Below are 24,871 nucleotides of genomic sequence, written 5' to 3'. Positions count from 1 at the left end.
GATGACTCCGCACAAGCGCCGCAGTGTAACAAATTACGGGCTTTTTTGCAGAATCGGCAAAAAAATTCCGGGATATGGCCGCAGTGCATCGCTATTATTTCGGATTCCTGCAAGCCATTCCCGGACTGTCTCTTTAGTTGTTTAATGCGACGAATCGCCGCGCGTTTACTGCGCGCCTTCCGTCCATGCATTCACGCGGTCGGCATGCGCCGCGATCCATGCGTCGGCCGCCGCTTCCGGCTTCGAACCGTTCTGGATCGCCAGCATCACGCTGTCGATTTCGCCCGGCTTCCACTGGAATTTCTTCAGGAACGCGACCACCGGCTTCGCCTTCGTTTCGAGCGCCGGATTCACGACGCTGTCGACGTGCTCGGCTTCGCCGTACACCTTCTTCGGATCGTCGAGGAAGCGCAGCTTCCACTTCGCGAACATCCAGTGCGGCGCCCAGCCGGTGATGACCACCGCCTTGTTCGCATGGACCGAGCGTGCGAGTTCGGCCGTCATCGCGCTGCCCGAGCTCGGCATCAGCGTGTAGTTCAGCCCATAGCTCTTGATCGCGTCGTCGGTCTTGCGCATCACGCCCGCGCCGGCATCGATGCCGACGATGCGGCCGCCGAAATCGCTCTTCTCCGCGTTGAGGTCGTCGATGCTCTTCGCTTTCACGTAGGCCGGCACGATCAGGCCGATCTTCGCATCGGGGAAGTTGGTGCCGAGATTGACGACCTTGGTCTTGAACTGGTCCCAGTACGCGCCCTGCGTGACCGGCAGCCACGCGGACAGCGTGCCGTCGAGATCGCCGCGCGCGACGCCCTGCCACATCACGCCGGCCGCGACCGGCACCAGCTGGACCGGGTAGCCGAGCTTCTTCTCGATGATGCGGGCGGCGACGTTCGACGTCGCGACGCTGTCGTCCCAGCCTTCGACGTAGCCGATCTTCAGCGTCGGCTTCGTATCCGCGAGCGCCGACGCGCTCAGCGCCACCATCGCCGACAGTGCGCCGGTCCACAACAGCTTTCCGAGTAGTTTCATGGCAGATCTCCTTGATTTGCGCACCGTGCGCGTTGTCTCTCTAGGTTCTTCAACCACAATTCCGCGGTATCGCTGTTTTCCGACGGATGCTTGCCTGGAAACGACGCGAGACGTCGCGCCGCGGCAAAAAAACGCCCGTTTCCATCGACGACGGAAACGGGCGCTGTCGGCTTACTTGTCGATCACGAGATCCGACAGCGGCTTGCTGCAGCACAGCAGCACCATGCCCTGATCGATCTCGCGCTGGCGGATCCCGCCGTTGTGCTTCATCTCGACCTGTCCCGACACGAGCTTCACCTTGCAGGTGCCGCACATCCCCTGCGTGCACGATGCCGGCAGCCGCACGCCGGACTGGCGCGCCGCATCGAGCACGTGCTGCTCCGAGCCGCACGCGATCTCGCGGTTGCTCTTCGCGAAGCTGACCGTGTACTGCTTCGTCGCGACTTCACTGCCGTCCGCAGCCGGCGCGAGCTCGGCAAGCAGTTCGTCGCTCGCGGTCTGCGCGAGCGTCTCGAACGAGAAGCTCTCTTCGTGATACTGCTTGCGATCGAAGCCCGCTTCGTCGAGCAGGTCGCGCACGGCCTTCATGTAAGGCGCGGGGCCGCACGTGAAGATCTCGCGCTCCATGAAATCCGGCGCAATCAGCTTCAGCAGCGGCAGCGTCAGGAAGCCCGTGACGCCCGGCCAGTTGGTGCGCGCGCCGACGCGCTCGACGACGTACGATGTGCGGAAGTTCGCGTGATTCGACGCGATCAGGTCGAGCTCGCGCGCGAAGATGATGTCGTCCGGCGTGCGCGCGCTGTGCACGAACACGATGTCGCGATCCTCGGCGAGATCGTGGTGCGCGCGGCTCATCGACATCAGCGGCGTGACGCCCGAGCCCGCCGACAGGAACAGGTACTTGCGCGCCGGATGCCGCGCGCACGTGAATTCGCCGGCCGGCCCGAGCACGCGCACCGATGCGCCCGGCTGCAGGTTGTCGTGCAGCCAGTTCGATACCTTGCCGCCCGGCACGCGCTTGACGGTGATCGACACCGTGTGCGGCCGCGTCGGCGACGACGAGATCGTGTAGCAGCGGTTGATCGTCTCGCCGTCGATGTCGAGTTCGAGCGTGAGGAACTGCCCGGGCTCGAACGAGAATGTGCGGCCCTGCGGCGAACGGAAGAAGAAACTCTTCACGTCGTGCGTTTCCTGCCGCACGTGGCAACACACCAGCGTTTCCTCGACGTCGCTCGTCCAGCGCTCGGAAAGGGCGTTCCAGAAGGCCGGGCGCGTGACCCGGCTGTCGGTCGGCTCGAAATTGGCCGCATCTCGCATCATGTCTGACTCCGCTGCTAAATCGCTAGATCGCTAATCGCTATGCGCCGGTTTTTTCGGCGAGCCGGCCGATGTACCAGGCCGAGAATTTTTCGACGAGCCCTTCCGTGTAAGGCGAGTACGGACCCGGCTCGTATGCGCTGCTGTTCGCGCCGCGCTGCGAGAATTCGACGAGCGCGCGGTCCTGGTCGTTGGTCGCGTTCCACACGGCCGTCAGGTTCTTCACGTCGTAGTCGATGCCTTCCTTCGCATCCTTGTTCACGAGCCACTTGGTGCGCACCAGCGTCTTGCCGGCCGACAGCGGGATCACCGAGAACGTGACGATGTGATCGCTCATGAAGTGGTGCCACGAGTTCGGCTGCGTCCAGAACGACAGGCCGCCGAGGTCGGCCTGGTCGAACTTGCCGAGCAGTTTCTTCGATGCGACCTTCGCGTCGAGCGTCTGCGATTCGCCGCTGCGGTCGAGCGGCAGGCGCTGGGTGCGGAAACCCGTCACGTCGAGCAGCTTCTCGATCTCGGCGGACGGCAGGCCCATCTCGGCCCACTCCTTGCCGCGCCGGACGCAGGTCTCGGCGAACGCGTCCATGCCTTCGGCGTTCGCATCCGAGCGCTGGTAGCCGAAGCCGTATTCGTACAGCGAAATGGTCAGCTCCGGATGGTTCGCGACGCAGTGATAGCACTCGCGGTTGTTCTCCATCGTGAGCTTCCAGTTGCCCTCCTCGATGATGTCGATCTGCGCGGCGATCTTCGTGTTCGGCAGGTCGTGCGGCAGCAGGTACGGCTCCATCTCGGCGCGCATCTTCGCGAAGTCGACCGGCGGCTCGTCGGCGAGGCAGATGAAGATCAGGCCCGCGAGGTTCTCGACGTGCACCGACTTCAGGCTGTGCTTGCAGCGGTCGAACTTCTCGCCCATGTGCTCGGCGAACATCAGCTGGCCCGTCAGGTTGTAGGTCCAGCTGTGGTACGGGCACACGATGTTGCCGACCGAACCCTTGTCCTCGTTGCAGAGGCGCGCGCCGCGGTGACGGCACACGTTGTGGAATGCGCGGATCGCCATGTCGTCGTCGCGCACGATCAGGATCGAATCGCTCCCCAGTTCCACCGTCACGTAATCGCCCGGTTCGGGGATATCGGGTTCGACCGCCACCTGGATCCAGTGCTGGCGGAAAATCGTCTCCATGTCCAGCGCGAAGATCTCCTCGCTCGTGTAGAACGGCGCCTCGAGGCTGTAGCCTTCCTTGCGCCGCTCGATCAGTGCACGAATGTCTGCCGATACTTTCATCGTTTGCTCCGGATTCCTTGCATCCCAGTGTGTTTGCCGACAGGCATCAAAATCAGTAGTCGATGAGCTGATGCTCGCGCAAATACGCAAGGATCACTTGTGCTTTTTCGACTGAACTCCCCTCAATTACGACGTTCCCGCCGCGGCTTTCGGTCGTCGTCGCCGACAGCATCCGGGCATGCCCGGAGCGCTTCTCGGCCGCGACCAGCTTGACGGGTTTGCGCTCGATCGCGCCGACCGTCCACGCGGCCGCTTCGGCATCCCTGCCGGTCGCCGTGCGGGTCGGACGGATCGCGCCGGCACGCAGCCGGGCGTAGGCGTAGCGCGGCTGCGCATTGGCAAGCGGATGGACCGCGACGACGGCCGGCAGCGCCGCATCGACGCGCCGCCGCAGACCTTTCGGCAAAAATTGCCGGACCGCCGCGCGGCCGCCGTCGATCGTCACGTCGACGGCCGAGCCGACGAGCGGATAACCGAGCGATGCGGCGACGCGATACGGCAGCATCCCGGTGTCGTACGCACCCTCGGCGCGCGTGCCGGTCAGCACGAGGTCGTAGCCCTCGACGCGCGCGGCCAGCGCCTGCGCGACATCCTCGCCGTCGTCGCAGACCAGCACCTCGACCTCGCGCGCACCGAGCGCCAGGTATTCGGCGAGCGCCGGATTCGCGGGATCGCCCGCATGGATCACGTCGAGCTTCGCGCGATGCCGCTCGGCGAGCGCGCGGCCGGTCTCGAGCGCGGCCGCGTCGTTGCGGCTGTAGCGCGCGACGCCGCTCACGGGGTGCCGGCCGACGGACACGAGCACCGCGATGCGTTGCAACTGGCGGGGGGCATTCATGCTGCGACTCCTTCCGGTTCACGGGCGCCGACCGCGGCCGGCGATTGTCCGCGCGCGGCGCGCGCGGCCTGCACCTGTTCGATCAGCGCGGCGATCGTCGCCTGCGCGTCGCCGACCACCGTCAGGTTCGCGCGCTTCGCGATCGGCGCACTGCCGTCGAGGTTCACCGCGATCACGTGGCGGCAGTCCTTGATCCCCTGCAGATGCTGCACCGCGCCCGAAATGCCGAACGCGATGTACACGCTTGCCTCGACCGTCTTGCCGGTCGCACCGACCTGCTTGTCGCGCGTGAAGTGGCCGTTGTCGACCGCGACGCGGCTCGCGCCGATCGCCGCGCCGAACGTGCCGGCCAACCGCTCGAACGCGCCGATGTCGGTCACGCCGTTGCCGGCCGAGACGATGAAGTCGGCTTCCTCGAGCGCGACCTGCGCGGCATCGAGTTCCTCGAGGCCGAGATCGCGGTATGGTTGCGCGGCGTCGCCGTCCGGCCGGATGAAATCGGCGCCGAGACGTTCGCCCGCGCCGACGAACGGCAGCTTCGCTTCGACCGCGTTCGGCGCGAGCAGGATCACGTCGGGCAGCGAACGCGTCGCGAACGCGCGCTTCGCATGCGCATACGCGCCGACGTGCTTCGCGTCGATCTCGACGACGTGCGTCGCGACGCTCGCGCCGGCCGCCGCCGCATAACGGCGACCGAGGTCGCCGTCGCCGGTCGCGTTGTCGGGCACGAACACGTGTTTCGGCGCCAGCGCCGCCACGCAGGCCTGCAACGCCTGCAATTCGCTTTCGGGCGCGAACGCGCGGCGATCGAAGCCGGCGAGTTCCAGCAGCTTGTCGACGCCCAGCTCGGCGACGTCGTCCTTCAGTTCGCCGAACGCGAGCAGCGCAACTTCGGTCTGCGCGTCAGCAAGCAGCGCGGCGGCGGCGATCGCCTGGCGCGCCGGATCGTCGAGTGCGCCGCGCTCGCTGTGGGCGACCACCAGCAGCACGTGCTTCGGATCCTGCAGCGCGCGGCGCGGCTTTGCGGCAGACGCCGCGTGACCGTGCGCGGACCAGTTCGCGACGCTGGCGTCGGCGCTGCCTTCCTCGCCGAGCGTGATGCGCTTCAGGCCGGCCGGCGTGATGATGAAGGGCCGGCGCGGATCGATTCGTTTGATCGTGTTCATCCGGTTCACTCCAGCGAGGCGGCGACGAGTTCGGCCACATCGAGCACGTCCGGGCGCGGGCCCACGACGCCTTCGAGCATGGCCGTGCAGTTCGGGCATGCGACCGCGACCACGTCGGCACCGATGGTGCGCGCGTCGGCGATGCGAATGTCCGGGATGCGTTGCTTGCCGGGGATGTCGGTCAGCGGCGCACCGCCGCCACCGCCGCAGCAGCGGCCGCGCATGCCGTTGCGCTCCATCTCGACGACCTGGATCCCGATCGTCTTCAGCAGCTTGCGCGGCGCGTCCGTCTCGCCGTTGTAGCGGCCGAGGTAGCACGGATCGTGATAGGTGGTGCGCTTCTCCTGCAGCGCTTCGACCGCCTTCGGCGCAATCCGGCCGCTGTCGGCGAGCTCCGCGAGATAGGTCGTATGGTGCTTGACCGTCACGCGAAGGCCGAGCGCGCGATATTCGTTGCGCAGGCTGTGCATCACGTGCGGGTCGGCCGTGACGATCTGCTGGTACGACAGCTCGCCGAGCGTGCCGATCAGGCGCTTCGCCATCTGCTGGAACGTCGCCTCGTCGCCGAGCCGGCGTGCGACGTCGCCCGTGTCGGTCTCGGTCGGGCCGAGCACCGCATAGTCGACGCCGGCCTTGTTCAGCACCGTGACGAACGCGCGCAGCGTGCGCTGGTAGCGCATGTCGAACGCCCCCTCGCCCGCGACGAACAGCACGTCGACCGGCTTGCCCGGCTGCGCGACCGGCGCGCTCAGGTCGACCGACCAGTCGTAGCGCGCGGCCGTGTCGTAGCCGCCCATCGTGCCGGTCTCGCGCAGGTTCGCGAGCACTTCCTGGCCCTTGCCCGGCACCGTGCCGTGCACGAGCGTGCGGTTGCGGCGCATGTCGACGATCGCGTCGACGTGCTCGATCAGCATCGGGCATTCCTGCACGCACGCGCGGCAGGTCGTGCACGACCACAGCGTCTGTTCCTCGATCAGGCCCGACACGATCGGGCCGTTCGGCTCGCCGCGATGCTGGCCGACCGCGAGGCCCGGCGTCGGGCTGCCCGCATACGCGGCGTCGGTGCCGCCCGCCATCCCGACGACGAGATCCTGGATCAGCTTTTTCGGGTTCAGCGGCTGGCCCGACGCGAACGCGGGGCACGCCGCTTCGCACTTGCCGCACTGCACGCAGGCGTCGAAGCTCAGCAGCTGGTTCCAGCGGAACTCGACCGGCTTCGCGACGCCGTATTCCTCGTGCTCGATGTCGGGCAGCTTCAGCGCGGTCGGCGGCGTCGCCTCGCCGTTGCCGGTGAACGACGCGCGGGTCGCCGCGAAACGCTCCTGGCGCGGGTGGAAGGCCAGATGCAGCAGGCCGGCGATCGCGTGCTTCATCGGGCCGCCCTTCGCGGCGCCGATCGTCATCGTGAACGCACCGGCGCCGATCAGCAGCGCGCAGAGCACCGCGAACGCACCCGACATCGCGCCGGTCGGCACCAGCATGAACAGCACGAGGCCGAGCGCGAACGAGCCGAGCAGCCAGGGCAGCGCATTCCACGGGCCCTTGGAGAGCCGCGCCGGCACGTCCTTCGCCGCGCGGCGGCGCCATACGAACACCGCGCCGACCAGCATCGCGAGCGCCGCCAGGAAGATCAGCTTGTCGAGCCACGGCGAATAGATCGCGAGGCCGTAGTTGACGAACACCAGTGCGAGCGCGGCGATCGCACCGCCGGCCGTCGCGACGTGCGTCTTCGCGATGTACGGATCGCGCGCGACCACGTGGTGCAGGTCGACGAAGTAGCGCTTCGGAATCGCGAACAGGTTCGCGATGCCGAACGTGCCGGGCGCGGTAGCCCGGCCGAGACGCCAGTACGACGAGCGCTTCGCGACCGCGAACGCGAGCCCCGCCACCGACAGCCACAACAGTGCGGTAATCAGGAAAGCCGGATTCATCTTTAGAAATCCTTGACGAGACGCAGCGAGTCGTAGATCGCGCCGTGGACGTTGTGCATCGAGATGCAGTCGCCGACGCGGAACAGCAGGAAGCGGCCGTTGCCGAGTTGTTCCGACAGGCACGGCTGCGGCTCGGCCGCGAACAGCGTGTGCGGATCGATCTGGCCGCGGTTCACCGATTCCGGCTTCAGCTTCCAGTACAGCTCGTCGTTCGGCGACGAACCGTTCTCGATCACGACCTGGTCGACCGCGCGCTCTTCCAGCTCTTCCGTGTACTCGTTGCGCAGCACGGCGATCTTCTTGCCGTCTTCTTCATAGACGCGGTCGAGCATCGTGTTCGGCGTCGGGATCACGCCGAGCGCGTACAGGCGGCGATAGAAGATCGGGAAGGTCGTGCCGCCGCAATCGTCGGCGACCTTCACGTCCGGCGTGACGACCTCGACCTTCGAGCCGCGGCTCGCCATGAAGTCGGCGACGCCCGCGCCCGCGTGGGTGCTCACGCCGTCGAACAGCAGCACGTTCTGCTTCGGCTCGACCTTGCCGGTCAGGATGTCCCACGAGCTGACGGCCAGCCCTTCGGCCACGCCCCAGCCCGGCACCTGCCACGTGAAGCTCGAACCGCCGGTCGCGAGCACGACGATGTCCGGCTTCTCGGCCATGATCGTCTTTTCGTCGGCGGCCACGCCGAGGCGGCGATCGACGCCCAGGCGCTTCGTCTCCATGTCGAACCAGCGGATGATCCCCGACATCTGTTCGCGCTGCGGCGCCTTCGCGGCGATCATCACCTGTCCGCCGACTTCCGCGTTCTTCTCGAACAGCACCACGTCGTGGCCGCGCAGTTTCGCGACGCGCGCCGCCTCCAGCCCCGCCGGGCCCGCACCCACCACCACCACCTTGCGCTTCGGACCGCGCGACTTCTCGATCACATGCGGCATCGTCGCTTCGCGCGAGGTGGCCGCGTTCTGGATGCACAGCACGTCGAGGCCGTTGTACTGGCGGTCGATGCAGTAGTTCGCGCCGACGCACTGCTTGATTTCGTCCTCGCGGCCGTCGCGGATCTTGATCACCATGTGCGGATCGGCGATCTGCGCGCGCGTCATGCCGACCAGGTCGATCATCCCGTTGGCGAGCAGGCGTTCGGCCTGGCCCGCGTCGCGGATGCTCTGCGCATGCATCACCGGAATCTTCACGACCGACTTGATGCCGGCCGCGAGATGCACGAACGGCTCCGGCGGCAGCGCCATCGGCGGCATGCAGTTCGCGATCGTGTTGTGCGTGTCGCCGCCCGAACCGACCACGCTCAGATAGTCGATCAGGCCCGTCTCCGACATCGCCTGCGCGATCTCCTTCAGCGCTTCGTGATCGAGGCCGTCCTCGTGGAATTCGTCGCCGCACATCCGCAGGCCGACGCAGAAATCCTTGCCGACCGCCTCGCGCACCGCCGTCAGCACCTCGATGCCGAAGCGCAGGCGGTTCTCGAGGCTGCCGCCCCATTCGTCGGTGCGATGGTTCGAGCGCGGGCTCCAGAACTGGTCGATCAGGTGCTGGTGCGCGGCCGAGATCTCGATGCCGTCCATGCCGGCCGCCTGCACGCGCTTCGCGGCCGCGGCGAAATCGCCGATGATACGGCGGATTTCCTCGATCTCGATGATCTTCGCGTTGCCGCGGTGCACCGGCTCGCGCACGCCCGACGGCGACATCAGGTGCGGCCAGTGCTCGCCGTGGAACGACGAGCGGCGGCCCATGTGCGTCGCCTGGATCATGATCTTCGCGCCGTGCCTGTGCATCGCGTCGGCCAGCCGCGTGAGCGGGTCGATGATCTTGTCGTTCGACAGGTTCACCGATTTCCACCAGCCCTGCGGACTGTCGATCGACACGGGGCTCGACCCGCCGCAGATCGCGAGGCCGACGCCGCCCTTCGCCTTCTCCTCGTAATAGCGGATGTAGCGGTCGCCCGGCAGGCCGCCCGGCTCGGCATACACCTCCGCATGCGCGGTGCTGACGATCCGGTTGCGCAGCGTCAGCTGGTTCAGCTGCATGGGTTTGAACAGGTGGGGATAACGCATCGCAGGCGACCTCTGGCGTTCGAATGTCTCGTGTTGCGGGTGTTTTCTGTATCAGTGCATTAGTGCGCGATCGGCGACACTTCGAAGACGCAGTGGTCGTGATGCTCGGCCGCACACTGCACTTCCTTCGACTGCGCGCGCGGCGCGTCCTTGCCTTCCGGCGTCGTGTCGTTGACCCAGTCCATCGCGCCGGCGAACCAGCCGGCGAACATGTAGCAGAGCTTGCCTTCCTTGCCCGGCTGCTGCAGCACGAACGACGAGTGGCGCAGCTCGATCTTCGCGTGCGCGCTGGCCGGGTCGGCCTCGACGATCGAGAACAGGCCCCAGCCGCGCTGCGACAGGCGCTTCAGGTAATGCTCGAACACCGCCATGCCGGTCAGCCCGTGCTGCTTCGCTTCCTTGTCGCACCAGTGGTATGCGGACTTGTAGCCGGCCTTGTACAGGATCGCGGCGTACGCTTCGACGCCGAGCGCTTCCTCGACCGCGACGTGGTTGTTCGTGAAGAAGTGGCGCGGCACGTACAGCATCGGCAGCGCGTCGGTGGTCCAGACGCCGGTATCGGGATCGACGTCGATCGGCAGTTGCGGTTGCATCGTGGTGACTCCGTGAGGAAAAACGCCGCGCGGCTCGGGCGCAGGCATGTAATCGTCCGCGCGCCCGCGCACATCGCGCGGGCACGTCCCGTTCTTTTGAATCGAATCGCTGGCGGTCGGGCGGCTCGCGGCGCTTACGCGCCCCACACGTCCTTGAACACGCGCACCCAGTTCTCGCCCATGATCTTGCGGATCCGCGACTCCTTCCAGCCGGCGCGTTCCATCGCCGCGGTCAGGTTCGGGAATTCGCCGATCGTGCGGATGCCGTCCGGGTTGATCACCTTGCCGAAGTTGGTCAGCTGGCGATAGCGGCCCTTGTCATGCGTGAGCATGTCGAAGAATTCCTTCGCGAAATCCTGCGTGAAGTCGGTGCCGATGCCGACCGCGTCCTCGCCGATCAGGTTCACGACATAGTCGATCGCCTCGATGTAGTCGTCGATCGTCGCCTCGATGCCGCGCTTCAGGAACGGCGCGAACATCGTCACGCCGACGAAGCCGCCCGCATCGGCGATTTCCTTCAGCTGCGCGTCGCTCTTGTTGCGCGGATGCTCCTTCAGCCCAGACGGCAGGCAGTGCGAATAGCACACCGGCTTCTTCGAGAACGCGATCGCTTCCGACGACGTGTTGCCGCCCACATGCGACAGGTCGACCATGATGCCGACGCGGTTCATCTCGGTGATCACTTCGCGACCGAAGTCCGACAAGCCGCCGTCGCGCTCGTAGCAGCCGGTGCCGACCAGGTTCTGCGTGTTGTAGCAAAGCTGCACGACGCGCACGCCCATGTCGGCGAATGCCTCGATATAGCCGAGGTTGTCCTCGAACGCATGCGCGTTCTGGAAGCCCAGGATGATCCCGGTCTTGCCTTCCTTCTTTGCGCGGAAGATGTCTTCCGTCGTGCGGACCAGCGTCAGCAGCTCGCCGTTGTCGCGGATCTTCTTCTTCATCACGCCGATGTTGTCGACGGTCTTCGTGAAGTTCTCCCACACCGACACCGTGCAGTTCGCGGCCGTGATGCCGCCCTTGCGCATGTCTTCGAACACCGGCTTCTCGAACTTCGAGATGTTCAGCCCGTCGATGATGATGCTGTCCTGATGCAGCGTGCTCATGGTTTTCTCTCGCTCCAGTCGTGTCGGTGTCGATCAGTAAATCGGGAAGCGCTCGCACAGCGCGAAGATCTCGCGGCGCACGCGCTGTTCGGTCGCGCGGTCGCCGTCCGGGTTCGCGCGCAGCGCATCGAACACCTCGAGGATCAGGCGGCCGATCTCGCGGAATTCCGCGACGCCGAAGCCGCGCGTCGTGCCGGCCGGCGTGCCGAGACGGATGCCCGACGTGACGGTCGGCTTCTCGGTGTCGAACGGAATGCCGTTCTTGTTGCAGGTGATGCCGGCGCGCTCCAGCGCCTGCTCGACCGGCGCGCCCTTCAGGCCCTTCGGGCGCAGGTCGACCAGCAGCAGGTGGTTGTCGGTGCCGCCGGTGACGAGATCGACGCCGCCCGCCTTCAGCACTTCGCCGAGCGCCTGCGCGTTCGCGAGCACGTTGTCGATATAGGTCTTGAAGTCCGCGTGCAGCACTTCGCCGAACGCGACGGCCTTGCCGGCGATCACGTGCATCAGCGGACCGCCCTGCAGGCCGGGGAACACGGCCGAGTTGATCTTCTTCGCGATCTCCTCGTCGTTGGTCAGCACGAAGCCGCCGCGCGGGCCGCGCAGCGTCTTGTGGGTGGTCGACGTGACGACGTGCGCATGCTCGACCGGATTCGCGTGGCGACCCGCGGCGATCACGCCGGCGATGTGCGCCATGTCGACCATCAGCTTCGCGCCGACGCTGTCGGCGATCGCGCGGAAGCGCGCGAAGTCGAGCGCACGCGGATAGGCCGAGAAGCCGGCGATGATCAGGCTGGGCTTGTGCTGCTGTGCGAGTTCCTCGACCTGGTCGTAATCGATCCGCATCGTGTCGCGGTTCACGCCGTACTGGACCGCGTTGAACCACTTGCCCGACAGCGCCGGCTTCGCGCCGTGCGTCAGGTGGCCGCCCGCGTCGAGCGACATGCCGAGCACCGTGTCGCCCGGCTTGGCCAGCGCGAGCATCACCGAGCCGTTCGCCTGCGCACCCGAGTGCGGCTGCACGTTCGCGTAGCCGGCATTGAAGATCTGCTTGACGCGCTCGATCGCCAGCGCCTCGACCTCGTCCGCGAACTCGCAGCCGCCGTAGTAGCGCTTGCCCGGATAGCCTTCCGCATACTTGTTGGTCAGCACCGAGCCCTGCGCCTCGAGCACTGCGCGCGACACGATGTTTTCCGACGCGATCAGCTCGACCTGCGACTGCTGACGCTCGAGTTCCTTCAGGATGGCGCTGCGCACCGGCGCGTCGCGCTCGGCAAGGGGCTGCGAGAAGAAAGGCTGGGTGTTCGACATAGTGCGTCCGTGGCGAAGAATGGAGGGCTGCAACCGATGCTCAAGGCCCGCCGTACCTGGGTTTTCCGTCTGTCCCGGGCAAGGCTGCCGACGGCTCTATTCTTGTCGTTCGGATTTTCGGCAGATTGATGAATTTAGACGCGTTCTTTGCCTTTTCCGCCATGCGCGTCCGTTTTGTACAAGTAACCGGTCGTGCTTTTTCGGATGACCAATAAAACGGACGAATCGATTCACCTATGAACTGGCACGCCGGCAGTGCCTCGGCCGCCCGATCGGGGTGCAGGCCGTCACGGATTCGGTGCAGTGCAGCATCGCGCTTCAGGCCAGACAACGTATGGAGCTAGGGTTTAGCCGTATGGCACGCTTGTTGCGCTCGCTCACACAATACCGCAGCCCGATCCGTGCCTCGGGCCAAAGCTATTAGAGATTCAAGGAACGCTCCCCATGTCGCCCGACCGCACAGCGTCGCTGTCCCACTTCGCGTTCATGCCTTTACCGAATTTCACGATGATCGCGTTCACCAATGCGATCGAGGTGCTTCGGATGGCAAACTACCTGAGCGGCCAGCCGCTCTACCGCTGGTCGGTGATCAGTCCGGACGGCGGCCCGGTCACGGCGAGCAACGGCCTGACGGTCGACACGGGCCCGGCCGAATGCGCGGGGCAGCCCGACATCGTGTTCGTCTGCGGCGGCGTCGATGTGCAGCGCGCGACGACGCCCGCACATCTGTCGACGCTGCGCCGCTTCGCGCGCTCGGGCATTCCGCTCGGCAGCCTGTGCACGGGCACCTACGCCCTCGCGAAGTCGGGGCTGCTCGCGGGCTATGCATGCGCGATCCACTGGGAAAACATGTCGGCGCTGAAGGAAGAGTTTCCGGACACGCGCTTCCTGAAGGAACTGTTCGTGATCGACCGCGACCGCATCACGTGCACGGGCGGCGTCGCGCCGCTCGACATGATGCTGAACCTGATCGCCGCGCGCGTGGGCACCGCGCGCGTCACGCAGATCGCCGAGCAGTTCATCGTCGAGCACGTGCGCGACACGAGCGCGCAGCAGCGGATGCCGCTCGTCGCGCGCCTGGGCTCCGCGAACAAGTCGCTGTTCGAGGTGATCTCGCTGATGGAGAACAACATCGAGGAGCCGCTGTCGCGCGAGGAGCTCGCGCGGCTCGCGAACATGTCGCAGCGGCAGCTGCAGCGCCTGTTCCGCGAGCATCTCGGGATGACGCCGACGCACTACTACCTGACGCTGCGGCTGCGCCGCGCGCGCGAGCTGCTGTTGCAGACCGACATGTCGATCATGCACATCACGATGGCGTGCGGCTTCCAGTCCGCGTGTCATTTCAGCAAGAGCTATCGCGACGCGTTCGGCGTCGCGCCGACGCGCGAGCGCCGCAAGCAGGTCGCACCGCTCGCGCAGGGCGCAGCCGCCACCGGGCCGGCGTTTCCGACACTCGTGATTCACGCGTGACGTAACCGCGCATCGCAACGAAAAAAGCGACCCGCCGAGGTCGCTTTTTTCATCTGCCGCCGGCGCGCCGCGCCGGCGCCGCCCCGATTACGATCCCCACACCTGCATCTGGTACAGCGAGTAGCCCCACTGCGTCGCGCGCTTGGTGCCGACCATCCGCACGTAGCGGCCGCGGCCGTTGAGGTTCGGCAAGGTCACGTGCTGGTACGACACGCCGTTGTTCGTCGAGTAGATCGTCGTCCAGTTCGCGTTGTCGTTCGACGTCTGGATCTGGTAGACGAGCGCGCCCGCGTCCCAGTACAGGTCGATGCTGTTGATCGTCTTCACCGCGCCGAGGTCGACCGAGATCCACTGCGGGTCGACGCCCGTGCCTTCCGGCGAATCCCAGCGCGTGCTGGTCGTGTTGCCGTCGAACGCCTTGTCCGGCGTCATCGACGCGTTGTAGCTCGCCGATGCCGCGGCCGGTCGCCCTTGCGACAGCAGCGTCGGCTGCGCCGCGGCCGGACCGCCGTAGTAGCTCGCGCCGAGCTTCGCCTTGGTCGAGTCGGCGTTCACGCCGAACGGCGTCAGGCTCCAGCGCTGGCCGGTCGTCACATCGCCGACATACAGTTGATAACCGCCCGCCGTCGTCGACGAGAAGAACAGGTAGTTGGTGCTGCTCACCGGCGCGGGATCGGAGTTGTTGCTGACGCAGTCGTTGAGCGCCAGTGCGTTCGGCGTCGCCGCCGGATCCGCGGCCTTCGCGTAGATCTGGTCGAGCCCGCCGCTATCCTTCCAGCGCGCGTAGAACACCATGCCGTCCGCGCGCACGATCGGATAGTAGGTCTGCAACCCGGCGGGATGATCGAACGTGGCGGTTACGCCGGTCGCGATCGTGCGCTTCATCAGGCCCATGTTCGCGCCGGTGCCGGTCGCGTAGTAGACGGCGCTCGCATCCGGCGCGAGAAACGGCATCGAATATTCGGCGCCGGACGGCGCGTTCGTCAGGCTCACGATCGACGTGAACACCGGGCCCGCGCTCGTATACGACAGCGTGCCCTGCTTCACGTCGCCGTTCTGCTTGAACACGAGCGTCTTGCCGTCCGCGCTGAACTTCGGATCCTCGTTGCGCGTCGCGCCGGTGCTGTTCGTCATGTTGACCGGCGGCGTGCCGGCGCCGAGCTGCAGCATGAACACGTTCCATGCGCCGTTGCTGATGCCCATGAACGCGAGCCACTTGCCGTCGGGACTGAACACGCCGTTCATCGGGTCGGTGATGCCCCACGTGCTCTTGCTCAGTTGCGTCAGCGTGTGCGCGGAAAAATCGTAGAGGAACAACTGGCTCGTGCCGTCGCCGTATTTCACGTAGCTGTGATAGACGAGCTTGCCGGTCAGCGCGGCGGGAAACGATGCACTCGACTGCACCGGAGGATTGCTGACACAGGCCGCGAGGGCGGTGTGGCCGAACAGGCCGAACGTCATGCCGGCCACGATGGCGGCAAGAACGGATTTCGATTTCACGCTGAAGATCCTGACAAAAAGGAGACGCCGGCAGACGAAGCCCCGCGCGGTGCGCGTGACCACGGATCAGCCGTCGTGCAGCGTGAATTCCGTATATCGAGTGGACGTCGGGTTGAAGGTGGCGAGAGCATGCCTGCGAATCGTTCGAGAAAACAGGATCAGAGCCCATCGAAAATAAACGGATCACGATGGAAGACCGGTGCCCGAGCGACACGCGCCGTGCTACTCTTTTTTCGGCAGGAACCCGCTCGACTTGAGGCAGGCATGAAGCGTTATGCGATGCTCGCCGGAACGATCGCCGATTCGATCCGGCGCGGAGATCTGGCCCCGGGTGCGCGCATCCCGACGGTGCGCGCCGCTTGTCGCGCGTATCACGTCAGCCCGTCCACCGTGTTCCGCGCGTACTACGCGCTCGAGAGCGAGGGACTGATCGTCGCGCGCGCACGATCCGGTTATTTCGTGGCGAACCTCGAAGACCGGCACCTGCGGGCGGGGCACGATCCGCCGCGCAAGCCGGCCGCTGCACCGCCCGACGACGACGCACTGTTCCGCCTGCTCGACACCCTTCGCTGCGAGGACATCGTTCCGCTCGGCTCGGCGTTCGCGAGCTATTCGCTGTTTCCGATGAGCAGCCTGTGGCGATACGCGGCGACGGCGGCGCGCAACATGGATCGCACGCAAGCGCTGTCCGGCTTCCCGCCCGGCGACGACGGACTGCGGCGCCAGATTGCGCTGCGCTACCTGAGCGCGGGCGCGGCGCTGCCGCTGGACGAGATCGTCATCACGACCGGCGCGCTCGATGCGCTGACGCTCAGCCTGCAGACGCTGACGCGCCCCGGCGACGTGGTCGCGATCGAGCGGCCCGCGTTTCACGCAGCGCTGCAGGCCGTACGACGCCTGCATCTGAAGTCCGTCGAAATTCCGGTCGATCCGCGCACCGGACTCGATCTCGATGCGCTCGCCGAAGCGCTCGACACGCATCCGGTGCGTGCCTGCTGGTTCATGACCTCGTTCCACAATCCGACCGGCGCGACCTTGTCCGACGAACGCAAGCGCGCGCTGATCGATCTGCTGGCCGCGCGCCGCGTGCCGCTGATCGAGGACGACGTTTACAACGAGCTGCATTTCGGGCCGTCGCCCGCGCGCCCCGCGAAGCTGTACGACGATAACGGGCTCGTGCTCCACTGCGGGTCGTTTTCGAAATGCCTGGCCCCCGGCTTCCGGATCGGCTGGGTCGCGGCCGGACGCTACGTGCAGCAGATCAGGCACGCATCGTGCACCGGCGCACCGTCGGCCGACCTCACCGCGCAAATCGCCATTTCCCGCTATCTGCGCGACGGCGGCTACGACCGGTTCCTGCGCAGGCTGCGGCGCAATCTGGCCGCGCATCAGGCGCAGATGCTCGCGGCCGTGCGCGCGTATTTTCCACAGGGGACCGAAGTATTTGCACCGCGCGGCGGCTATTTTCTGTGGATCGAGCTGCCGCCGCGCGTCGATGCGCTGCGCCTGTTCGGCGCCGCGATGGAAAACGGCATCAGTATCGCGCCCGGGCCGATCTTTTCGACGACCGGCGGATTCCGTCGCTACGTCCGGCTCAACTACGGCCGGCCGTGGACGCCCGCCGTGGAGAGCGCGATGCAGACCATCGGAACGCTGGCCGCCCGTCAGCGCGATACGGAGTAGCGCAGATCATGCATATCCTGCCCAAGCGGAACATCCGCGCACGCGAAACCGTGCGCGGCATCGCGCGTGCACGCGCCGACGCACACCGCACGACGAGCTGCCAATGCCGGCAATGCGGCTTCGTCGCGTTTCGCGCGCTCGAGCACTGCCCGGCCTGCGGCCGGCGCAGCTGGCCGTTCGAACCGGTGCAAGACCGGGCCGGCGACGCGCGCATCAGACACGCGGTGCGATCGTTCGACAGCTGGTCGGCGCGCGTTGCGCGGGCGCTTCGCAACGCGTCGCTGCGCCGTCCCAGCCCGGCAACCGCGCCGCTGCTCAGCATCGCGACCGTCGTGCTGCTGGTCGGCGGCTATGTGGCGACCGACCGGATGTGCAGGGCCGATCCGACCTGCCGCCCGCCCGACGCATCGGGTGTAACCGTCGCCGACGCCCGCGCGTCCGACGATTCGGCGACGTTGCCGGGCGATCCGTCCTTGCCGGTACTGCCGGTGCCCGTTTATCCGTTTCATTCGGTCGACGCGCCGCAACTGGCGGTCGATCGGCACGGCGCAACCGGGGCCGGCGCGCAGTCGGTTCGTGCGGCACGATCGGCCGACACGATCGCGACGGCGGCCGCGCGCAGCGACGCATCGCTGTCCGCGCCGAATCGCGCGCTCGCCGCACGCGCGTGCGCGCGGCATGCGGATCCCGCGTGCACGCACGCGGCGCCGCCCGCGTCGGTACGCACGGCCGTCTGGCACAGCCCGCGCGATCCCGCGCACCGGTCGCATGCGCTGCGTCGCGTCAGCACACACGGCGGCCATGGGCGGCGACACGCATCGAATACCTTCGAGGTCGCGAAGCTCTATCGCGGTCATTGAGCGCCCGCGCGCCGGCGCGCGCCGCTCGATTCATTTTTCTAAACCGGCCCGCAGAAAACCTCGTTTGCGCCGCAGCGGCCGCCTCGCGTTCAATGGGTCATCCGGTCGCGCCGACGCGCCTCGCATGTCGCGCGTCGCGCCGGCCGCCCGAGCCAACGAACGGAGTTTCTTCATGAATGCATTGCAGCTCGTGACCCTCGCGGCAATCTGGGGCGCGTCGTTCCTGTTCATGCGAATGGGCGCGCCGGCGTTCGGCGTCGTCCCGCTGATCGCGCTGCGCGTCGCGATCGCCGCGCTGCTGTTGTCGCCGGTGCTGCGCGACGCCGGCGCGCGGCGCGAACTGCGCACGCACGTCGTGCCGCTGTTCGTGGTCGGCGTGACCAATTCGGCGCTGCCGTTCTGCCTGCTGACCTATGCGGCGCTGTTCGTGACGGCCGGCACCGACTCGATCCTGAACGCAACCACGCCGCTGTGGGCCGCGATCGTCGCCTACCTGTGGCTGCGCGCGCCGCTGACGAAACCGCAGGCGATCGGGCTGGCACTCGGCTTCGCCGGGGTCGTCGTGCTCGCCGGCTCGGCGCTCGGCGCGGGCACCGCCGGCGCGCCGGGCGCGATCGCCGCCGCGATGGTCGCGACGCTGTCGTACGGGTTCGCCGCGCATTACTCGAAGCGCAGGCTCGCGAACGTGCGGCCGTTCGTGTCCGCGTTCGGCAGCCAGTTGTTCGCGGCGCTCGTGCTCGCGCCGCTGGCGGTGCCGCTGTGGCCCGACAGCGCGGTTCCCGCCTCCGCATGGAGCGCCGTCGTGCTGCTCGGCGCACTCTGCACGGCCGTCGCGTACCTGCTGTATTTCGGCCTGATCCGCAGCGCGGGCGCACAGTATGCGGCGTCGGTCACGTTCCTGATCCCGATCTTCGGCGTCGTCTGGGGCGCGATCTTCCTGCACGAGACGATCACCGTGCAGACCATCGCCGGCTGCGCGATCATCCTGCTCGGCACCGCGCTCGCGACCGGCAAGATCAAGGGCTTCACGACCGCCGTCGCGCGCGGCTCACGGCAATAGCGCGGGCGGCTCGTCGGCGCCGCTGTCGCCGATTTCCCGCGCGAGCCAGTCGCGAAACGCGGCGATCTTCCATTCGTGCTGGCGGGCCTCGCTGCACACGACGTAATAGGACAGCTCGGTCGGCCAGGGCCGCGCCAGCACGCGCACCAGCCGCCCGGCCGCGACCTCGTGCTGCGCATAGATGTCGCGCACCAGCGCGATGCCCTGCCCGGCCACCGCGGCGCGGATCAGCAGCGCGTCCTCGCTGAAGCTCGCGCCGCGCTGCGCGCGCGCATCGTCGATGCCCTGCGCACGCAGCCACAGCGCCCAGTCGGCGCGGTCCGCATCCTGCAGCAGCGGGTAGGACAGGCAGTCGGCCGGCTGTTCGAGCGGCCGCGCGGGATCGAGCAGCTGCGGGCTGCATACGGGCCACAGCTCCGGCGTCCAGATCCGGAACGACGCATGGCCCGGATAGCGGCCCAGCCCGTGACGGATCGCGACGTCGACGTAGTCGCGGCGCAGGTCGACCAGTTGCGCGCGCGTCTCGACGGCGATTTCGATTTCGGGGTAGCGGGCATTGAACGCGCCGAGGCGCTGCACGAGCCACGTGTTCGCGAACGACGCGGTGGTCGTCACCGTGAGGCGCACGACGCGCCGGTTCGCGCCATGCACGTTCGCCCATGCGGCCTCGATCTCGCCGAACCCGCCGGCGAGCTGATCGAACAGCGCGCGGCCGGTGCCGGTCAGTTCGAGCTCGCGGCCGTTGCGTTCGAACAGGCGCACGGCGAGCCGGTCCTCGAGATTGCGGACATGCTGGCTGACGGCGCCGGGCGACAGGCACAGCAGGTCGGCCGCCTGCTTCATGCTGCCGCATCGCGCCACCTCGACGAAGGTGTGCAGCGCGGCGAGAGGGAGTGACTTGGCCATCCGTGGATCCGCCTGCGGTCGGCGGCGGCAGGTTCGGGAACAGGGCGTCGATTATCGCAGCAATCCCGGACCGCGGCGACCGGCGGCGGTCGCGCATCGCGCCTGACGCATTCCAGAGGCGACTCAAAAAAGCGGGCGGCGCCGTCTCCGGCACCGCCCGTTTCGTGTTGCGCCGATGCGCGTGTCGTCAGGCCGCGAGCAAGCCGTGCGGATCGATGACGAATTTGCGCGGCGCGCCGCCGTCGAACTTCTTGTAGCCTTCCGGCGCGTCGTCGAGCGAGATCACCGACACGTTGACGATCTTCGCGATCGGCAGCCGGTCGAACAGGATCGCCTGCATCAGGTTGCGGTTGTATTTCAGCACCGGCGTCTGACCCGTGAAGAACGAATGCGACTTCGCCCAGCCGAGGCCGAAGCGGATGCTCAGGCTGCCGTGCTGCGCGGCCTTGTCCTTCGCGCCCGGATCGTCGGTCACGTACAGGCCCGGGATGCCGATCGCGCCGGCCGGCCGCGTGATTTCCATCAGCGAGTTCAGCACCGTCGCGGGCGCCTCTTCCGAGTGGCCCGACGAGCCGTGGCCATGCGCTTCGAAGCCGACGCAGTCGACCGCGCAGTCGATCTCCGGCACGCCGAGGATCTGCTCGATCTGCTCGCCGAGCGTCGCGTCCTTCGACAGGTCGACCGTCTCGAAGCCCATCGCCTTCGCGTGCGCGAGGCGTTCGGCGTTCATGTCGCCGACGATCGTCACGGCCGCGCCGAGCAGGCGCGCCGATGCGGCGGCAGCCATCCCGACCGGGCCCGCGCCCGCGATATAGACGGTCGAGCCGGGCTTCACGCCCGCGCTGACCGCGCCGTGATAACCGGTCGGCAGAATGTCGGACAGGCAGGTGAGATCGCGGATCTTCGCCATCGCCTGGTCGCGATCGGGGAATTTCAGCAGGTTGAAGTCCGCGTACGGCACCAGCACGTACTCGGCCTGGCCGCCGATCCAGCCGCCCATGTCGACGTAGCCGTACGCGCCGCCGGCGCGCGCCGGGTTCACGTTCAGGCAGACGCCCGTATGCGTGTCCTTGCACATCGCGCAGCGGCCGCACGCGACGTTGAACGGCACCGACACGAGATCGCCGAGCTTCAGCGTCTCGACGTCGCGGCCGATCTCGACCACCTCGCCGGTGATCTCGTGACCGAGCACGAGACCGACCGGCGCCGTCGTGCGGCCGCGCACCATGTGCTGGTCGGAGCCGCAGATGTTCGTGCTGACCACCTTGAGAATCACGCCGTGGCCGATCGCGCGGCCGCTCGGATCGACCATCTTCGGATAATCGATCTTCTGCACCTCGACCTTGCCCGGCCCAAGATAGACGACACCTCGATTGCTGCTCATCGTATTGTCTCCATGTCTCGTTGGATGGCGCCGCTGCGCGCCGGCGAATGCGGCACGCACGCAACGTGCTGTTCGAGAGTAGTCCCGGAGGCGGGGGCGCCGATGTCCAAAACGCGACACGGGTTTGAACGGCGCCGACATCGATGGCGGAAATGCGAAAGTCGGGCGGGAAAGCGGCCGCGATCCGCGCGCGGCGAAGGCGCGCCGGAGGCCGGACGGCGCGGGTGACCCCGCTGCCCGGCAGCCGGTGCAGGCGCCGGACCCGGCGGCGCTCGGGCCCGCGTACCGGCGCAGGACGTCCGCCGCAGGCGTCAGCCGCCCTGATTGTCGCGCACGATCGCCGCGACCGCCGCGTCGGCCTCGCTCGCGACGCCGTCGTGCACGCGCGTGGCGACGGCCGGCGTCGGCGGCTCGCTGTCGAGTGCGTGCCCGTTGCGATCGTGCGTGTCGACCGTTACGCGCATCGACAGTCCGACGCGCAGCGGATGCGCGGCGAGATCCTGCGGCTCGAGCGCGATCACGACCGGCACGCGCTGCACGACCTTGATCCAGTTGCCGGCCGCGTTCTGCGACGGCAGCATCGAGAACGCGCTGCCGGTGCCCGCCGAGAAGCCCTGCACGCGTCCGCGATAGACGACGCGCGAGCCGTACAGGTCCGACACCGCCTGCACCGGCTGCCCGATCCGCATGTGGCGGATCTGTCCTTCCTTGAAGTTCGCCTCGACCCACAGCCGGTTCAGCTGCACGATCGACATCAACGGCACGCCGGGCCCGACCTGCTGGCCGACCTGCACCGCGCGCTGGCCGATCGTGCCGTCGACGGGCGCAACGATCGTCGTGCGCTTCAGGTTCCGGTACGCGAGCCTGAACTGCGCGGCCGCCTGCACGACGGCCGGACTCTCGTCGACCGGCAGCTTGCTGCCGAGCGCGCGCGCCGCGTCGAGCTGCGCCTGCGCGGCCGCAAGATTCGCCTGCGCGCCCGCGACCGCCGCCCGCGCGCGGGCCAGCTCCTCGGGCGCGACGATCTCGACCGACGCGCCGCTGCGCGCCGCCAGCGCGCGCTGCGCAAGCGACAGGTCGGCGCGCCGCGCATTCACGGCCTCCACGTACATCGTGTTCGAGATCCGCGCGTTCGCGACCTGCCGCACCGCCTGCACGAGCTGCGCCTTCGCCTGCGCGAATGCGACGGACGCTTCCGCATCGTCGAGCCGCACCAGCGTCTGGCCGGCGCGGACGGTCTGCGTATCGGCGACGAACACGTCGGTCACGGTACCGGGCACCTGCGCGGCGACCTGCACGATGCTGCCGGCGACATACGCGTCGTCGGTGTCCTCGTCGTAGCGGTCCAGCAGCAGCCAGAACGCGAGCCAGGCGAGCGCGGCCAGCAGCACGGCCGCGAAAAACAACGTGAAGCGCTTGCGGCGCGTCGCCCGGCGTGCGTCGAGCGCCGCGTCGGACGACGCGGCAGGCGGTACCGCAGTATGGAGATTGTCGTGGTGCATCAGTCGCTTTGCGTAACGATCAGACGATCGTGCTGGAACACGGGGATGGCCGGCAGCGCGGCCGGAGCGGGGCTCGACGGCGTCGCTGCCGACGTGCGCGCGGCCACCGTCGACGGCGCGGCGATCGCGCTCGACGCATCGGGCCGTGCGCGACGCGCGGCGTCGGCGGCGGCCGACGTATCGGTCGTTGCCGCAGGCGACGCGGCATCGGGATATGGAACGACGGCACTGGCGCCGGCTGGTGCGCGCGACGGTGCGATTCCGCTCGACGGCGCGTCCGCCCTGCCGGCCAGCGCATTCGCCGCCGCGCCGCGTTTCGTGCGCACGCCCCGTGCCGCATGCGCCGATGCCGCCGGCACCGAAGCCACAGCCGGTCCTGCATCGAAGCCGCCGCCGAGCGCGCCGATCAGCGCGACGCGCAGCGTCCGCTGCCGGCCGAGCAAGCCGATCAGTTGCGCGCGCTCGTCGACCAGCGTCAGCTCCGCGACGTCGACGTCCTTCTGCATCAGCACGCCGCGCCGATGCCGGTCGCTCGCGATCTGCACGATCTTCTGCGCGGCGGCGACCGCGTCCTGCTGCTGCGCGACCAGCGTCTGCGACGTCTGCAGCGACGTGACGAGCTGCGCGACCTGCCCGAGCGCGTCGTCGACGGTCTTGTTGTACAGGCCGATCGCGACGTCGGCCTGCGCGACGTCCGCGCCGAGCTTCGCCTTCAGCCGGCCGCGATCGAAGACCGGCAGCGAGATCGCCGGGCCGACCGAGCCGGCGAGCGCGTCGCGCGAGAACAGCGACGCGGGCGTCAGCGCGAACACGCCGCCGAGCGCGACGAGATTCACGTCCGGATAGAACTGCGCCCGCGTCGAATCGGCGTTCGCGAACGCGGCTTCGACGCGCAGCCTGGCCGCGACGATGTCGGGCCGGCGGCCGAGCAGTTCGGCCGGCAGGCGCGCAGGCAGCGCGGGGCCGGCGAACGCGCCGACGCGCGGCCGCTGCAGCGCGAGCCCGCGCTCGGGGCCGCGCCCCGACAGCACACCGAGCTGCAGTTGCGCGAGCTTGATCTGCTCGTCGCTCAGCGCGATCTGTTCGAGCAGCCGGCTGCGCTTGATCGACGCGTCGCTCGCGTCGTACGCGTTGTCGAGGCCGCGCGCGGTGCGCTCGCGCAGCACGGCCGTCACGCGCTGGCCGATCGCCAGCTTCTGCTGCAGCAGGTCGCGCGACGCATACGCCTGGTCGAGCTGGCAATACACGGTGACGATCGCGACGGTCAGCGCGAGCCGCACCTGTTCGGCCTCGACGCGCGCCGCGTCGCGCAGCGACATCAGGCTCTTCGTCGCGGCGCGGTTCCGGCCCCACAGGTCGAGCTGGTAATTCAACCCGACGAATACCGACGACGGCGACACGACCGGGTCGCCGAAGATCTCGACCGGCACGCGATAGCCGCCGACCGACACGTCGGCGACGTTGTCGCCCGGCTTCGGCATCCGCGCGCGGCTGACCGTCGCGCCGGCGGTGCCCGTCAGCCCGGTCAGCGAGTCGAACTGCTGCAGCTGCGCCTGCGCGATCCGCAGCCGTGCCTGCGCGACCTGCAGGTCCGGATTGTTCTGCGTCGCTTCGGCAACGAGCGCGTCGAGCTGCGGATCGCGCAACTGCGTGACCCAGTCGGGCGCGGGCCACGCGCCGTTCGCGCCGGGGCCGGCCGTGTGCGCGAGCGCGTCGTCGGCCGGCGTGCGCAGCGACAGCGACGGCAGGAAGCCCGCCGGCGCACATCCGCCCAGCGCCAGCAGCGCGGCCGCCGCAACGACCGTCCAGCCGCGCCGCCGGCCGCCATGCGCCGCCCGCCTCCGCTCGATCGAATGCCGCATCGCGCGCC

General features: G+C 67.9%; 19 protein-coding genes. 4 read left to right on the top strand and 15 right to left on the bottom strand.

Translation table 11 applies throughout. The features are described from left to right. Positions 1–165 precede the first annotated feature (165 nt). The 10 genes from BST28156_RS07895 to BST28156_RS07850 form a co-directional block, all read right to left on the bottom strand. Positions 166–1,029, bottom strand: coding sequence for a glycine betaine ABC transporter substrate-binding protein (locus BST28156_RS07895; protein ID WP_060244388.1), 864 nt, complete (start codon positions 1,027–1,029; stop codon positions 166–168). A 171-nt stretch (positions 1,030–1,200) separates the two neighbouring features. Then, a complete protein-coding gene (locus tag BST28156_RS07890) occupies positions 1,201–2,349 on the bottom strand; it encodes an FAD-binding oxidoreductase (RefSeq protein ID WP_060244390.1) in 1,149 nt (382 codons plus the stop codon). 37 nt (positions 2,350–2,386) lie between these two features. Then, entirely contained in the window at positions 2,387–3,628 is a 1,242-nt protein-coding gene (locus tag BST28156_RS07885; protein WP_060244392.1) for an aromatic ring-hydroxylating oxygenase subunit alpha, read from the bottom strand. Positions 3,629–3,680: 52 nt separating this feature from the next. Then, positions 3,681–4,466, bottom strand: coding sequence for an electron transfer flavoprotein subunit beta/FixA family protein (locus BST28156_RS07880; protein ID WP_174901947.1), 786 nt, complete (start codon positions 4,464–4,466; stop codon positions 3,681–3,683). Beyond that, entirely contained in the window at positions 4,463–5,632 is a 1,170-nt protein-coding gene (locus tag BST28156_RS07875; protein WP_174901946.1) for an electron transfer flavoprotein subunit alpha/FixB family protein, read from the bottom strand. The genes BST28156_RS07880 and BST28156_RS07875 overlap by 4 nt, the downstream gene beginning before the upstream one ends. 5 nt (positions 5,633–5,637) lie before the next feature. After that, positions 5,638–7,563 (bottom strand): (Fe-S)-binding protein, encoded by a 1,926-nt coding sequence (locus tag BST28156_RS07870; RefSeq protein WP_174901945.1) that lies wholly within the window; start codon positions 7,561–7,563, stop codon positions 5,638–5,640. Positions 7,564–7,565: 2 nt separating this feature from the next. Beyond that, positions 7,566–9,629 carry an NADH:flavin oxidoreductase gene (locus BST28156_RS07865; RefSeq protein WP_174901944.1) on the bottom strand — a complete coding sequence of 688 codons (2,064 nt, stop codon included), beginning with the start codon at positions 9,627–9,629 and terminating at the stop codon, positions 7,566–7,568. 59 nt (positions 9,630–9,688) lie between these two features. Continuing rightward, the gene (locus BST28156_RS07860) at positions 9,689–10,222 is read right to left on the bottom strand and encodes a DUF5943 domain-containing protein (RefSeq protein ID WP_059479665.1); all 534 of its coding nucleotides are present in this window, start codon (positions 10,220–10,222) and stop codon (positions 9,689–9,691) included. Between the two features lie 134 nt (positions 10,223–10,356). Next, entirely contained in the window at positions 10,357–11,328 is a 972-nt protein-coding gene (locus tag BST28156_RS07855) for a dipeptidase (RefSeq protein WP_060244404.1), read from the bottom strand. Between the two features lie 33 nt (positions 11,329–11,361). Further along, positions 11,362–12,636 (bottom strand): serine hydroxymethyltransferase, encoded by a 1,275-nt coding sequence (locus BST28156_RS07850; RefSeq protein ID WP_174901943.1) that lies wholly within the window; start codon positions 12,634–12,636, stop codon positions 11,362–11,364. 444 nt (positions 12,637–13,080) lie between these two features. Between BST28156_RS07850 and BST28156_RS07845 the strand changes: the two genes are divergently transcribed. Then, on the top strand, positions 13,081–14,106 hold the full coding sequence (locus BST28156_RS07845) for a GlxA family transcriptional regulator (RefSeq protein ID WP_174901942.1): 1,026 nt from the start codon (positions 13,081–13,083) through the stop codon (positions 14,104–14,106). Between the two features lie 87 nt (positions 14,107–14,193). Here the strand turns inward: BST28156_RS07845 and BST28156_RS07840 are convergent, their stop codons facing one another. Continuing rightward, on the bottom strand, positions 14,194–15,567 hold the full coding sequence (locus tag BST28156_RS07840; RefSeq protein ID WP_437341285.1) for a discoidin domain-containing protein: 1,374 nt from the start codon (positions 15,565–15,567) through the stop codon (positions 14,194–14,196). Positions 15,568–15,870: 303 nt separating this feature from the next. Here BST28156_RS07840 and BST28156_RS07835 point away from each other — a divergent pair, with 303 nt between their 5' ends. The 3 genes from BST28156_RS07835 (at position 15,871) to BST28156_RS07825 (ending at position 19,209) form a co-directional block, all read left to right on the top strand. Continuing rightward, positions 15,871–17,289, top strand: coding sequence for an aminotransferase-like domain-containing protein (locus tag BST28156_RS07835; RefSeq protein ID WP_060244410.1), 1,419 nt, complete (start codon positions 15,871–15,873; stop codon positions 17,287–17,289). Between the two features lie 8 nt (positions 17,290–17,297). Next, positions 17,298–18,149: a hypothetical protein gene (locus BST28156_RS07830; protein ID WP_174901940.1), complete on the top strand. Its 852-nt coding sequence runs from the start codon at positions 17,298–17,300 to the stop codon at positions 18,147–18,149. 172 nt (positions 18,150–18,321) lie between these two features. Continuing rightward, positions 18,322–19,209 (top strand): DMT family transporter, encoded by an 888-nt coding sequence (locus BST28156_RS07825; RefSeq protein WP_174901939.1) that lies wholly within the window; start codon positions 18,322–18,324, stop codon positions 19,207–19,209. Here BST28156_RS07825 and BST28156_RS07820 read toward each other — a convergent pair. The 4 genes from BST28156_RS07820 to BST28156_RS07805 all read right to left on the bottom strand — a co-directional run bounded on the left by BST28156_RS07820 (position 19,198) and on the right by BST28156_RS07805 (position 24,863). Beyond that, positions 19,198–20,115 (bottom strand): LysR substrate-binding domain-containing protein, encoded by a 918-nt coding sequence (locus BST28156_RS07820; protein ID WP_174901938.1) that lies wholly within the window; start codon positions 20,113–20,115, stop codon positions 19,198–19,200. The two genes, BST28156_RS07825 and BST28156_RS07820, sit on opposite strands and share 12 nt — an antisense overlap. A gap of 187 nt (positions 20,116–20,302) precedes the next feature. Continuing rightward, positions 20,303–21,499 carry a formaldehyde dehydrogenase, glutathione-independent gene (gene fdhA, locus BST28156_RS07815; RefSeq protein WP_060244418.1) on the bottom strand — a complete coding sequence of 399 codons (1,197 nt, stop codon included), beginning with the start codon at positions 21,497–21,499 and terminating at the stop codon, positions 20,303–20,305. A gap of 311 nt (positions 21,500–21,810) precedes the next feature. Then, positions 21,811–23,001, bottom strand: coding sequence for an HlyD family secretion protein (locus tag BST28156_RS07810; RefSeq protein ID WP_174901937.1), 1,191 nt, complete (start codon positions 22,999–23,001; stop codon positions 21,811–21,813). After that, positions 23,001–24,863 carry an efflux transporter outer membrane subunit gene (locus tag BST28156_RS07805; RefSeq protein WP_174901936.1) on the bottom strand — a complete coding sequence of 621 codons (1,863 nt, stop codon included), beginning with the start codon at positions 24,861–24,863 and terminating at the stop codon, positions 23,001–23,003. Before BST28156_RS07805 ends, BST28156_RS07810 begins: the two co-directional genes overlap by 1 nt. Positions 24,864–24,871 lie beyond the last annotated feature (8 nt).

This window comes from Burkholderia pseudomultivorans (genome assembly GCF_902499075.1).
Lineage (GTDB): Bacteria > Pseudomonadota > Gammaproteobacteria > Burkholderiales > Burkholderiaceae > Burkholderia > Burkholderia pseudomultivorans.
This window is presented reverse-complemented; position numbering and strand designations above follow the sequence as displayed.